Origin of the sequence: Pseudomonas sp. N40(2020), from assembly GCF_014472415.1 — a bacterium.
Taxonomy (GTDB): domain Bacteria; phylum Pseudomonadota; class Gammaproteobacteria; order Pseudomonadales; family Pseudomonadaceae; genus Aquipseudomonas.
Genome location: NZ_JACSZV010000015.1, coordinates 1 through 11,721, shown reverse-complemented (window position 1 = coordinate 11,721; position 11,721 = coordinate 1). Strand labels below are relative to the sequence as shown.

Sequence of the window (11,721 nt, the reverse complement as noted above, 5' to 3'; positions counted from 1 at the left end):
GATGAGCAATAAACTGGCAGGTAAAGTTGCACTGGTTACCGGCGGCACCACAGGTATCGGCCTGGCCTCCGCGCAGGAGTTTGCAGCACAGGGTGCAACGGTTTTCATCACCGGTCGCCGTCAGGCCGAGCTGGATGCAGCGGTCGCCCTGATTGGCGACAAGGCATTCGGTATCAAGGACGACGTGGCCAATCTGGCTGATCTGGATAACGTTTTCTCGGTCATTGCGGCGCAGGCCGGCCAGCTCGATATCGTCTTTGCCAATGCCGGTGGTGGCGACATGTTGCCCCTGGGGTCGATCACCGAAGAGCATTTCGACCGCATCTTCAGCGTTAACGTTAAAGGCCTGCTCTTTACCGTACAGAAGGCGTTGCCGCTGCTCAAAGACGGTGGCTCGGTGATCCTGACGGCGTCGACCACTGCCAGCCAAGGCACCGAAAACTTCAGCGTCTACAGCGCGAGTAAAGCCGCCGTGCGCAACTTCGCCCGCTCTTGGCTGCTGGATCTGAAACCGCGCAACATTCGTGTGAATGCCATCAGCCCTGGCCCGGTCGCCACGCCCGGTCTGGCAGGCCTGGTACCGGCAGAACAGGTTGACGGTCTGCACGCGCATCTGGCCAGCCTGGTGCCGATGGGGCGTCTGGGTGATCCGAAAGAAGTCGCCAAGGCCGTGTTGTTCCTGGCTTCTGATGACAGCAGCTTCATCAACGGTATCGAATTGTTCGTCGACGGTGGTGCTGCACAAATCTGATTGCGCATGGCCTGCGTGGAGCGATCACTGCAACGTGGAAAAGTGCTCCACCAGCCAGTCGATGAACACACGGACCCGGTGGCTGAGGTTGCGGTTCGGCGGATAGGCGACATGAAAGGGGTAGGGGGCTGGACGCCAGTCTTGCAGGATGGCCACCAATGCGCCGGTCTCGATGTAAGACTGCACGGAATAACTGAACGTATGGATTACACCCAGCCCCGCCAGTCCAGCAGCGATGTGCGCATTGCTTTCATTGACACTCAACGCACTGTTGCCGATCACCTCGATGTTCTCTTCGCCGCGCTGAAACACTGCCGGGACCGCTCGACGGGTGCGCGCCGATTGATAACTGACAAGGCGATGCTCCTTTTCCAGCTCCGACGGGTGAGCAGGCTTACCAAATTGCTGCAAGTAGGTCGGTGAGGCACAGGTGGTCCAAGAAGCCTCGCCCAGGAACCTTGCCGCCAATGACTGCTCCCGGAGGGCGCCACCGCGAATCACACAGTCGACGTTTTCACTGATCAAGTCGACATGCCGGTCGCTCACGCCAAGGTCGATCTTGATATCGGGAAACCGCGCAAAAAACGCCGGCAAGGCCGGAATGATCAACGAAGTGGCCACGGAACCACCTACATCGACATGAAGTGTGCCGCCAGGATTGAGTCGCGTGCTTTGAAGGCAGGAATCAATCTCTTCAAGATCGCGAATGATTCGAGCGGTCTGTTCGTAATATTTGGCCCCTTCGACGGTGACGGTCACACTGCGCGTGGTGCGTTGGAGCAGGCGCACCCGCAAAAAACTTTCGAGGTCTTGAATCAACTTGCTTACGGTCGCTTTAGGCATCTCCAAAGAGTCCGCAGCCTTTACAAATGATCCCGCTTCGACGACCCGGGCAAACACACGAATGGCTAACAGTTGGTTCATGTCTGGTGATGCCCAGTGGTTGAGTTCAGTCGCTTGAATATTCGACCGATGAAGAGTGAGTGCTTTTTAAAAGAGGCGCTAGAACTTTGCGCGCAAGCGCTTGAACGACCGCCGTCCCCGCAGAGCCCCCCACGAGAAGGCCAGTCCAGCGCCGCCGGATGCAATGAATACGGCGATGTCGCGCAGCAGATACAAGCTGAAGCGCCGTGGCTGCTCGTCGAAGACAAAGTGTTCTTTGACTTTGTGCGGGCTACGCCCTGTCATTGAATCGAATTGTCCAATATTCAGTGCGTCGTTTAGCTGTTCGGCTACTGCCCATGCGCAGAGCAGGCACAACAGGGCGCAGATGAGACAGTAGATTCGGAGTCGATATTCCGGGATCACAAAAGCTCCTTCTTCTTGATCTGCTGATGACAGTATCGGCTGCTCGGCTCGGCATCTCTGCGTGAAGGATAGCTTAGGGCTGACCCAGACTGGCAGCGCCGCATGCGCGCCTCGGCATCGCTCTCGGCCACGAGGGGCAACAGCAACCATTGGTTTGAACTAGGCTTGAATGAAATAACGCGGGAGAAAACCCATGCCCCTCGCTTCCGGAAACCTATTTGCCCTGACATTGAGCGCCTTCTTTTGCACCGCCGTGTGCGGAGTAGGGATAGCAAACGCCGATTCTCCACCGGCAATACTGCCATTGGACTCTGAAACTGCGCCGAAACTCATTGCCTACGCGCCGCTTGCCGAGCCACTCGCCCGTGGAGTTGTCATTATTCAATATCAAGCGGATCACGCCAGGGTCATGCCGGTATTTGGCAAAGCGGCTGCCGATGTTTCACCGCGTCTCGGGCACCTCCATGTGACCGTCGACGACTGGAAGGGCACATGGGCACATACCAGCGAAGGCCCGATTATTCTGGTGGGACTGACGCCCGGCGCTCACAAGGTTCTTTTGGAAGTAGCCGATCCGACTCACAAAGTACTCACCAGCACGACAGTGAGTTTTGTGGTCCCGGAGAAGAAATCAATGGCCGTCTCCCACACTGCAGACGATCACGCCTTGAAACCATAACGGGTGAGGATGTTTTCCGTATTGACATATCGAAAAATGTCGATATCCTCGCGGCATGGACTTACTCGAAATATTCAAAGCACTCTCAAACCGTACACGTCTTGAAATCCTGACCGGTTTGAAGGACCCCGAGAAGAACTTCCCTCCACAGGATGAAGGGGACGTTCACACGGTGGGCGTTTGCGTCAGCAGTATTCAAGAAGGCGTCGGACTTTCGCAGTCGACGGTGTCGTCTTATCTTGCAACGCTGCAACGAGTAGGCCTGGTCGAAGTCACGCGCATCGGTCAGTGGACTTACTACAAACGCAATGAAGCCACCCTCCGTGTGCTTGCCGAGATCATAGGGAAAGATCTGTAGTTTTTTTGCCCCAATATATCGAGAAATCTCGATATCCCTTTTTGTCGAAATGAGGATTTACAGTGAAAGCGCTGATACTGAAATCATTTGGCGGTCCGGAATCGTTCGAACTTTGCGACGTGCCCAAACCAGTGCCGCAGGCAGGACAGGTCTTGGTTCGGGTACACGCAACCTCCATCAATCCGTTGGATTTCCAGGTTCGACGTGGCGATTATCCCGATCTGGTGCCGCTGCCGGCCATCACCGGGCACGACGTGTCTGGGGTTGTCGAAGCTGTCGGGCCGGGGGTGACAGCTTTCGCTCCGGGAGACGAAGTCTGGTACACCCCGCAAATATTTGAAGGCTCAGGCAGTTATGCCGAATACCACGTGGCGGCCGAAAGCATCATTGGCAAGAAGCCGCCTTCGCTGAGCCATCTTGAAGCGGCAAGTTTGACGCTGGTTGGCGGGACGGCGTGGGAAGCACTGGTCGTGCGAGCGGCGCTCAGAGTGGGGGAAAGCATCCTGGTGCACGGCGGTGCGGGCGGCGTCGGTCATGTCGCGATACAGCTGGCAAAAGCCATGGGCGCCAAGGTGTTCACTACCGTACGCGAGGCAAACTTCGAGTTCGCACGGGGTTTGGGTGCCGACGTGATTATCGACTACGAAAAGGAAGATTACGTCGAGGTCATCCTGCGGGAAACGGCTGGCCACGGCGTCGATGTGGTGTTCGACACCATTGGTGGCAACACATTGTCGCGCAGCCCCGATGTACTCGCGCAACTTGGCCGGGTGGTCTCGATTGTGGACATTGCCCAGCCACAAAACCTCGTTCAGGCCTGGGGCAAGAACGCCAGTTATCACTTCGTGTTCACCCGACAAAATCGCGGCAAGCTGGATGAGTTGAGCGCATTGGTGGAGCGCGGTCAGCTACGGCCGCATGTGGGTGCTGTGTATTCGCTTGCCGACATTCCACTTGCTCATGCGCGGCTGGAGAGTCGCAACAACGGTCTTCAGGGAAAAATCGCAATTACCGTCGCGCCGTAGACTCACCTGATCAGTGCGCATTGTTGACTATTGAAACTCGATTTGGAGAAACGCCATGATTTATGAAATCGCTTTGCTCCCGGTTCACCAGCAACACATTGAAAAATTCAGACATGCATTTGCCGAGGTGGCTCCTTTGCTCAGCCGCGCAAAGGGGTATATCGGTCACACGCTCGCTCAGGGGATCGAAACCCCCCATCAATTCAGCCTGATCGTGCAGTGGCAAACACTGGAAGATCACACCCCGGGCTTTGAAGCGAGCGAAGACCATCGGATATTCATGCTGGGCCTGGAGGAATATTTTTCGCAGGAGCCCACGGTCTATCACATTGAGGGGCCGGCTTTTTCTACCGGCGAACAAGGATGAGTCGAACAGCGTCCTGACCTGAATGTGTTTGATCGGCGGTATCATTGACTGTGTCAATAACAGCCATTAACTCAATCAGGTTTTCATATCAGATTTGCGGCGTAAGATCGGCTCCATACCCACTCACTGCACTTCTGGAGCACACCGCCATGAAACGTCAAACCATCCTCGGCATCGCTTTCTCGATCTTTGCACTGAACGCTTTTGCCGCGACTGAAACCGATCCACTGTTCAGCGACGCCGTTGCCGCCGATGGTTCGGATCGCCTGATAGGCAATCGGGTAGCCGAAGGTGGTTCTGACCGTCTGCTCGAACGCCGTGCAGTCTGAGTGCAAGGTTTGACCGCAATACTCGATGAAAGCCCGGCCTCAACCGCCGGGCTTTTTTTGGCCACTTGGTTGCGGCGCTGCTGACGGCCAGTGCGCTTTATCAGGGTATCGTCTCGTAGCGGATCAAGTTCATCGGCAAACATCAGCGCCCGCGGGAAATCGCTGAAGTCGTCGTTAATGGACAGATTACGTACCCCACGGCCCAATCGCGCAGCCATTTTCACTCGAACTCAATCTGTCATATTCCGTATCACTTCATTGCACATAGTCACCAGCCCAACGCTTATTCCATGAGGCTGCACTGTGTTCCAACGTCTTCTGTGTTCGCTGTCCGTTCTGAGCCTGTCTATCGCCGCTGCCCACGCTGCCGAGTCCGTCGCGCTCGATACGCCGCGTCTGAGCAGCATCGACAACTTCCGTGACATCGCCGGCCTCACCACCGCGTATTCCACCGCCCACGATGGGACGATGCGTAGTGGCGTGTTCTACCGCTCCAACGCGCTGACCCCGTCGGCGGCGGATCTGACGACGCTCAACAGTCTCGGTATCAACGCCATTTACGACCTGCGCACGCCAAGCGAAATCGCCGCGACGCCGGACACCCTGCTCACTGGCGCAACCTACGAAAACATCGACATCATCGGCAGCACCACTTCCGGCGCAAACATCACCACGATCTCGTTCAAAAGCGCCGCCGACGCCATCGCCATGATGGAACAGACCAACCGCGCGTTCGTCAGCGATGCGGGCATGCGCGGCCAGTTCGGCAAACTGTTCAACGAACTCGCCAGCGTCGACGCCGCACAGTTGTTCCACTGCACCGCCGGCAAGGATCGCACCGGCTGGACCGCCGCCGTGTTGCAGAGCATCGCCGGCGTCGACGACGCTACCATCATGGCCAATTACCTGGCGACCAACGACTACACCGCCGCCCGCGTCGCTGCCACGTTGAAAGCAATGCCGGCAAGTATGGCGAGCATCTACGCGCCACTGCTCGGTGTGCAGGCCAGCTACTTGCAGGCCGGCCTCGATGAAGTCACCGCCGAATACGGCAGCATGGACAACTACCTCAAACAAGGCCTGGGCCTGTCGCAGGAAACCATCTACGTCCTGCGCGGCAAACTGGTCGAGTACAACAGCCTGCCCGGTCAGGTTGGCCTGATCCGCAACGCGGCTGCCGGCGCCGAGCTTTTGCGCCAGTTGCAGAACACCAACCTGTCCGGCACCTACAGCGCTTACAACTATTACCTGCAATCGGCCATCGACGCCGGCACCCTCGGCGGCGTCGAATCCACGGTAGGCGGCCAAGTCCACGCTGACGCCGCCAGCTACCTGCTGCGCCAGAACGCACTGATTGAACAAGCCACCGCCCCCTTCGCCAGCGGCACCGACCTCAAAGTCGGCCAATACCGTTTGTGGACCACCGCGCTCGCCGGCTACCTCGGCACCGACGGCTCAGCCCATGCCGACAGCAGCAACGAACACAGCCAGGGCCTGATGGTCGGCATCACCCAACGCTTCACCGAACAACTCAGCGCACGCGGCGGCTTCGGCTACAGCAAAGGCACTGTCGGTGGTGCGGGTGGCGAGGCCGATACCGACTTCACCTTCTTCAACATTGGCGCCCGCTACGGTTTCACCAGTCTGGAACGCGGCCTGTTCGTCGATGCCAACGCCAGCGCCGGTTACGTCGATTACGACAGCAAACGCGACCTCGGTAGCGGCCTCGGCACAGCGAAGGGCGACACCCACGGCAACCTCACCGGCGCGACGTTGGCGCTGGGTTACCGCGTACCTGTAAGTGGCGTGATTCTGGAGCCGAGTCTCGGCGTGCGTGTCAGCCACCTCGATCTGAAAGGCTTCAAAGAGAAGGGCAGCGAACTGTCGTTGGACGTCGACGACAGCAAACAAACCCGCCGCAGCGCCGTGGCCAATCTCGACATGTCCTTCACCCCGATTGCCATGGGTAACTGGCAACTGGTGCCCGGTGCGCGCGTGGGTTACGAGCATGTACTCGGCAATCATCAGGTCGACAGTGAAGGTCACTTACTGGGGCTGGATGTCGAACAACGCGCCGCTTTCGACAACCGCGATCAGTTCAGCGGCGGCGTCAACCTGATGGCCAGCCTTGGCCCGGTGAGCGTGGGCGCTGAAGTGGGTGCCAGCGGAGGCGGGGATAGCCACGGTTTCGCAGGTAGCCTGAAGGCCAGTTACCAGTTCTAAAAGCGCTGCATTCACAGGCATTCAAGTGCTTGCCCAACTGGCGCCTGAGTATTCGAATGCTTGTGCAGGAACCCATAAAATTGCGCGACGGGCATCGGTCTGGCAAACAGCCAACCTTGCCCGAAGTGCACGCCATGACCACGCAAATACTCGCGCTGCGCCTCGGTCTCTATGCCCTCAGCCACCAGTTTCAAGCGCAGACTCTTGGCCATTTCGATGATATGCACCGTCACCGAAGACGCCGCCGGATCGACGTCGATGCTGTCGACGAACGACTTGTCGATCTTCAACACATCCAATGGCAACTGCTGCAGATGCTGCAGGCTGGAAAACCCGGTGCCGAAATCGTCGATGGCCGCCACAAAGCCCAACTCTCGCGCCCGATTAATCATCTGCCGCGCCGCATCAATCTGCAGAAAGCCGCGCTCGGTTGCCTCAAGCCATATCTGACTCGGCCACACATCAGCCTTGCTTATCGCCGCTTGCAGCCGGGGCAGAAAACGCCCGCTGCTGACATCCGCCGCCGCCAGGTTGATCGCCACATGCAGATCACGCTGCTGCACCAGTAGCGGCCCCAGATCCTCGAGTACATGGTCGATGACCTGATCCGTGATCGGCAGAATCAAACCACTCTGCTCCGCTAATGGAATAAACGCGTCTGGCGGCACCAGGCTGCCGTCCGGACGCAGCCAGCGCACCAGCGCTTCGGCCCCGACGCAGGCGCCATCGTGCAAATCGATGATCGGCTGATAGTGCACGATGAACTCGTGATTGCGCACCGCCACCTCAAGTTCGGCCAGTGGCGACAAGCGCTGCCGGGTACGCCCGACGAGCATCAACACCAGCATGCCGGCGAGCAGCCCACCCATCGGCAATAACAGCATCTCCCTGCGGATCAGCCCCTGCAGTAACTCATGGCGCGACACCGCGGCAATCGCCACCCAGTCGCCGCTGTGCACCAGCGTATAGAGATAGCCATCCTCCAGCGCTGTGGCCGAGCCCAAATGTACCCGGCTAATGAACCGCTCCGCCCCCGGCCGTGATACACCGACCAGTTGCCCGGCGGCGGTGCCGACCATCAGATGCACATCATCCTCCACCATCACCTGCAAAAACTGCTCAGGGTCGACCAGCACGTTAAACGCAGCATATTGCAGCGCCATCATCGGCTTGGCGGGAACAATTCGCGCCTGAACGCCAAGCGACACACGCACACCATCAGCGGTGGTGAAATCTTCCTTCCACGGCGTCACCCGATGGCCCACCGTCCCCCACGAACCGCAGACGTAAACCTCTTCCTCGACGTAGCCGATCGACTTCACCGAGAAGGTGTTGATGGTCAGCAGACGCATTTCATCGATGCTGTCCGGGGTGCAAGGGGCGAGTTCGGACGCAGCGATGCTCTTCAGCACGCCGGCCGCTTCATGGAACGTATTGTTGGCGCGATTCGAGGCCACGACGGCCAGCGATTCCAGACGTTGCTGCGTCGCGGCCAGGTTCAACACCCAGGCGACATAGCCCATCAAAAGTACGGGAAGCAAGACACACGGAAGGCCCAGGAGAATGCTCCCCCAGACAATGCGTTTTTTATTCATTTGACGCCACCTTGGCCCTCGGCCCGTGACGTGCGGCTGCACGGCTGTTTCTTCAGCAAAACCAGCTTACCCCCGCCGCCCGCCAGCAAACTTGTCGCAGATCAATATTTCCGAGCAACGCTCAACGCCGACCGATCAACTGCGCAGGACTGACCCCATAAGCCTTCTGAAAATACTGACAAAACCGCCCGACGTTACTAAACCCAAACCGCAACGCCACCTCAGTCACCGACCCCGAATGCCGCTGCGCCAACGTCTCATAAGCCCGCTCCAACCGCACCTGCCGCTGATACGCCACAATCGACGTCCCGACAAACCGCCGAAACCCCTCCTGCAATGCGCGCTGACTGACATTACTCAACCGCGCCAGATCCACACCACTCACCAACTGCTCCGGATGCGCCTGGATAAACTCCACCACCAACTTCACATGCCGCGGCGCAATCAACGGAGCAGGGCGGCGCAAGGCCTCAGTGAAATTGTGCGGCCAGGCTTCCAGCACCGCATCAATCAACATCTCCCGCAACCGCGACGGCATCAACGTGCCGGTGTTGATCAACACATCAAACTCCGTCCCCGTCGCCAAATCGATCAACGCCTTGATCCCCTGAAACGGCGCCGTGTTCAGATCCACCACCGGCTCAAACACAATCTTCTGCAGAACCGGCTTACCCAACAGCATCGACAACCGCTCGGTGAGCTGACCCCGACTAATCGACATCCCATGCTGCGCGTGATTGTCGAGGAAGTGCATCGAGCGAATGTCAGCCTTGTCGATGGCTAAACCGATGTGCGCCATGCCGATGGATTCGGTGGCGTGGTTGAAGATGATCCTGCCGGCAGTGGGGATGACGAAAGTAATTTCGTCCTGCGGGTCTGGGAAGGTCACGGTGAAATCGCCGTGGTAATGCATGCGACGAAAACTGACGCCTTCGTGACGGCCATAGACACCGCCGATGATGATGTTGGAGGGTAAAGGCGGGGTGTCGGAATAGCGGTTGCCGAAGAGTTTGGAGAAGAGCGCGCCGAAGTCTTCGGAGTGGAGGTTTGCGGAGCGGAGGATAATTTTTTGGCGGGGTGGGGTTGGGAACACTTTAGGCGGTTCCTTGGGTTGGAAGGCATTCGGAGAAGAGGGGGGCGTTTGGGCGGGGTGAGGCTAGCAATTGGGTGTGACAGGTCTGTGACGGGAGAGGGGGTTACTGTTGTAAGGTCTGCTTTCGGCCAGAAGCAGACGTTCTGACATTGCTGGGAAAACCGACAAGGAGAAAGGAGCAATGGACTTCGTTATCGATTTGATAGCTCATCGCATTGGTGTTTTTGTGCTGGGTTTGCTGAGTGGCGGCCGCTTCAAGGGTGAGAGTGGTTTTTCCTGGGGCTGGGCAGTTGTCGTCGGTGGACTGATTCTGCTATCTCCATTCGTAGCATTTATAGCTGTGCTCATCTATTCCAGTGGCCCCTGAATCGATGTCTGTAATGGGTCAGAAGCTGCATTTCTCGAACGGCAGCTCTTGGCCGAAAGCGGACGCATCATGCAGCTTTGTCAGTAGTTGATCCTTCTGGGGCAACAACCTGTCGCTGCCCCAGAGGATCACGACTTACTCCACCGGCACAACGTTATCCAACGCCCGATTCACTGCCAATTCCCCCAGCATCACTACCTGCGCAATTCCTTGCAGTGTCTTGCGAGCCGACCCGTCCACCAGTCCAATCACATTCCCAAGCATGACCGAAGCCGAGCCCAGCGATTCACTGGCGTTAACCAGCAATTCCTCAGTCGGGGTTTTTGGGTTTGCGGAGAACATAGTGCTGGTTTTGTAGGGCGTGGCGTTGATGGCGGCTGCGGGTTTCAGGTAGTGGTCGAGGGCGCGTTCGGCGGCTTCGTGGAATTTCTTCGAGTCGGCTAATTCGTAGGGGGACGCTGGATCGGTTTGTGGTGGGTTGGGCGTAATTTTGAACATGGATGACACTCCTGGGAAAACGATTAAGGAGCCTTCACCATTCGCTACCAAACGAGGGGTGGCGGCCATGCACAGGTTGGTAGACCGGCCCAGGAGCCCGGCGCGCCCGAAGACGCCCTACGCATGGCCACCATCAAGCCGAGATGAAAAATCCATCTCTACAGGAGGTGCGCGATGCGCCTGGGTATGCCGGGCTACCAAACCCGATCACTGCTTTTCAGTGACCAGCCCACGATAGAGCCCGCACTCGAGGCGCACAAGCCGGCGGATTCTGGCGTAGTCGTAGGTAATGGCGCAAGGCGTTGTAGCCTGGGATGACGTAACGACGGATGTCTTTAAACAGGGGTGGGATTCAGGTTAAACACAGTGAGGTTTTGCGAAGTGTTTTGGGGGCGTTGGAGTGACTGCTGGTTTGGCGGAGGATTACAGGGGGCGGTTCGCAGCCCAGCGTGAGCAAGTTCTCTCGCCACGGGGGGGCACGGCTTCAAGTCCGGGCCGTGTGGCGCTGGACTGCCAGCGATGGCTAGGCACTGACTAAAGAACAATCGGTGCATCACCATGGAGGGTGAGATTCGGGCGGGGAGTCGAGTTACGTTGAGCTGGTAGCGTAGCGTAGCGCTGAGCGTCTGCTCGTATGCACTGATGCTGCAATGGATTCTCTCGCAACGCTGTCAGCACCATAGCTTCCCTTCTATATATATAGACGCAGTGACGACCATCTCGGCGTGGCAGGTCGACTGTGGCAGCATGAGCACTTGGCTACCAAAAAGAATTTTCAGACAGGGGTTGACCGCGAATTTTAGTCCTGTATTATTCGCCTCCCGCTAGCGAGCAGTTGCTGCTCACCTAGCTAAGTGATTGATTCTTAATGAAAATAATCGCTTGACAGTAAATGAGGCTGCTGTAGAATGCGCGCCTCGGTTGAGACGAAAGATCTTAACCAACCGCTCTTTAACAACTGAATCAAGCAATTCGTGTGGGTGCTTGTGGAGTCAGACTGGTAGTCAACAAGATTATCAGCATCACAAGTTACTCCGCGAGAAATCAAAGATGTAACCAACGATTGCTGAGCCAAGTTTAGGGTTTCTTAAAAACCCAAAGATGTTTGAACTGAAGAGTTTGATCATG

Annotated in this window: 13 protein-coding genes; 8 read left to right on the top strand and 5 right to left on the bottom strand. The window is 57.5% G+C overall.

Going from position 1 to position 11,721, the window contains the following annotated elements:
- The first annotated feature begins 1 nt into the window (after window position 1).
- Window positions 2-751: an SDR family NAD(P)-dependent oxidoreductase gene (locus IAI51_RS11985; protein WP_187678682.1), complete on the top strand. Its 750-nt coding sequence runs from the start codon at window positions 2-4 to the stop codon at window positions 749-751.
- 24 nt (window positions 752-775) lie between these two features.
- On the opposite strand, the gene IAI51_RS11980 is transcribed toward IAI51_RS11985, so the two are convergent.
- Together IAI51_RS11980 and IAI51_RS11975 are read right to left on the bottom strand one after the other, a co-directional pair.
- Window positions 776-1,675: a LysR family transcriptional regulator gene (locus tag IAI51_RS11980; protein WP_187678681.1), complete on the bottom strand. Its 900-nt coding sequence runs from the start codon at window positions 1,673-1,675 to the stop codon at window positions 776-778.
- Window positions 1,676-1,753: 78 nt separating this feature from the next.
- Window positions 1,754-2,059 (bottom strand): hypothetical protein, encoded by a 306-nt coding sequence (locus IAI51_RS11975; protein ID WP_187678680.1) that lies wholly within the window; start codon window positions 2,057-2,059, stop codon window positions 1,754-1,756.
- Window positions 2,060-2,252: 193 nt separating this feature from the next.
- Here IAI51_RS11975 and IAI51_RS11970 point away from each other — a divergent pair, with 193 nt between their 5' ends.
- The 6 genes from IAI51_RS11970 to IAI51_RS11945 all read left to right on the top strand — a co-directional run bounded on the left by IAI51_RS11970 (window position 2,253) and on the right by IAI51_RS11945 (window position 7,040).
- Window positions 2,253-2,738, top strand: coding sequence for a DUF6130 family protein (locus IAI51_RS11970; protein WP_187678679.1), 486 nt, complete (start codon window positions 2,253-2,255; stop codon window positions 2,736-2,738).
- Between the two features lie 55 nt (window positions 2,739-2,793).
- Window positions 2,794-3,096, top strand: coding sequence for an ArsR/SmtB family transcription factor (locus IAI51_RS11965; protein ID WP_187678678.1), 303 nt, complete (start codon window positions 2,794-2,796; stop codon window positions 3,094-3,096).
- Between the two features lie 62 nt (window positions 3,097-3,158).
- A complete protein-coding gene (locus IAI51_RS11960; protein ID WP_187678677.1) occupies window positions 3,159-4,121 on the top strand; it encodes a zinc-dependent alcohol dehydrogenase family protein in 963 nt (320 codons plus the stop codon).
- A 55-nt stretch (window positions 4,122-4,176) separates the two neighbouring features.
- Window positions 4,177-4,488, top strand: a complete 312-nt coding sequence (locus IAI51_RS11955; protein WP_187678676.1) for an antibiotic biosynthesis monooxygenase family protein — start codon at window positions 4,177-4,179, stop codon at window positions 4,486-4,488.
- 149 nt (window positions 4,489-4,637) lie between these two features.
- Window positions 4,638-4,817, top strand: a complete 180-nt coding sequence (locus IAI51_RS11950; RefSeq protein WP_187678675.1) for a hypothetical protein — start codon at window positions 4,638-4,640, stop codon at window positions 4,815-4,817.
- Window positions 4,818-5,120: 303 nt separating this feature from the next.
- On the top strand, window positions 5,121-7,040 hold the full coding sequence (locus tag IAI51_RS11945) for a tyrosine-protein phosphatase (protein ID WP_187678674.1): 1,920 nt from the start codon (window positions 5,121-5,123) through the stop codon (window positions 7,038-7,040).
- Between the two features lie 11 nt (window positions 7,041-7,051).
- Here the strand turns inward: IAI51_RS11945 and IAI51_RS11940 are convergent, their stop codons facing one another.
- Both IAI51_RS11940 and IAI51_RS11935 read right to left on the bottom strand, forming a co-directional pair.
- Entirely contained in the window at window positions 7,052-8,635 is a 1,584-nt protein-coding gene (locus IAI51_RS11940) for an EAL domain-containing protein (protein ID WP_187678673.1), read from the bottom strand.
- Between the two features lie 121 nt (window positions 8,636-8,756).
- On the bottom strand, window positions 8,757-9,728 hold the full coding sequence (locus tag IAI51_RS11935) for a helix-turn-helix transcriptional regulator (protein ID WP_187678672.1): 972 nt from the start codon (window positions 9,726-9,728) through the stop codon (window positions 8,757-8,759).
- A 181-nt stretch (window positions 9,729-9,909) separates the two neighbouring features.
- On the opposite strand from IAI51_RS11935, the gene IAI51_RS11930 reads away from it, so the two are divergent.
- A complete protein-coding gene (locus tag IAI51_RS11930; RefSeq protein WP_187678671.1) occupies window positions 9,910-10,095 on the top strand; it encodes a hypothetical protein in 186 nt (61 codons plus the stop codon).
- A gap of 135 nt (window positions 10,096-10,230) precedes the next feature.
- On the opposite strand, the gene IAI51_RS11925 is transcribed toward IAI51_RS11930, so the two are convergent.
- Window positions 10,231-10,593: a DUF6124 family protein gene (locus IAI51_RS11925; RefSeq protein ID WP_187678670.1), complete on the bottom strand. Its 363-nt coding sequence runs from the start codon at window positions 10,591-10,593 to the stop codon at window positions 10,231-10,233.
- Between the last annotated feature and the right edge of the window lie 1,128 nt (window positions 10,594-11,721).

What these genes read in the sequence shown, in the direction of transcription:
- IAI51_RS11985 (WP_187678682.1), top strand. Translation starts at nt 2, where the DNA reads ATGAGCAATAAACTGGCAGGTAAAGTTGCACTGGTTACCGGCGGCACC.
- IAI51_RS11980 (WP_187678681.1), bottom strand. Translation starts at nt 1,675, where the DNA reads ATGAACCAACTGTTAGCCATTCGTGTGTTTGCCCGGGTCGTCGAAGCG.
- IAI51_RS11970 (WP_187678679.1), top strand. Translation starts at nt 2,253, where the DNA reads ATGCCCCTCGCTTCCGGAAACCTATTTGCCCTGACATTGAGCGCCTTC.
- IAI51_RS11965 (WP_187678678.1), top strand. Translation starts at nt 2,794, where the DNA reads ATGGACTTACTCGAAATATTCAAAGCACTCTCAAACCGTACACGTCTT.
- IAI51_RS11955 (WP_187678676.1), top strand. Translation starts at nt 4,177, where the DNA reads ATGATTTATGAAATCGCTTTGCTCCCGGTTCACCAGCAACACATTGAA.
- IAI51_RS11950 (WP_187678675.1), top strand. Translation starts at nt 4,638, where the DNA reads ATGAAACGTCAAACCATCCTCGGCATCGCTTTCTCGATCTTTGCACTG.
- IAI51_RS11940 (WP_187678673.1), bottom strand. Translation starts at nt 8,635, where the DNA reads ATGAATAAAAAACGCATTGTCTGGGGGAGCATTCTCCTGGGCCTTCCG.
- IAI51_RS11930 (WP_187678671.1), top strand. Translation starts at nt 9,910, where the DNA reads ATGGACTTCGTTATCGATTTGATAGCTCATCGCATTGGTGTTTTTGTG.
- IAI51_RS11925 (WP_187678670.1), bottom strand. Translation starts at nt 10,593, where the DNA reads ATGTTCAAAATTACGCCCAACCCACCACAAACCGATCCAGCGTCCCCC.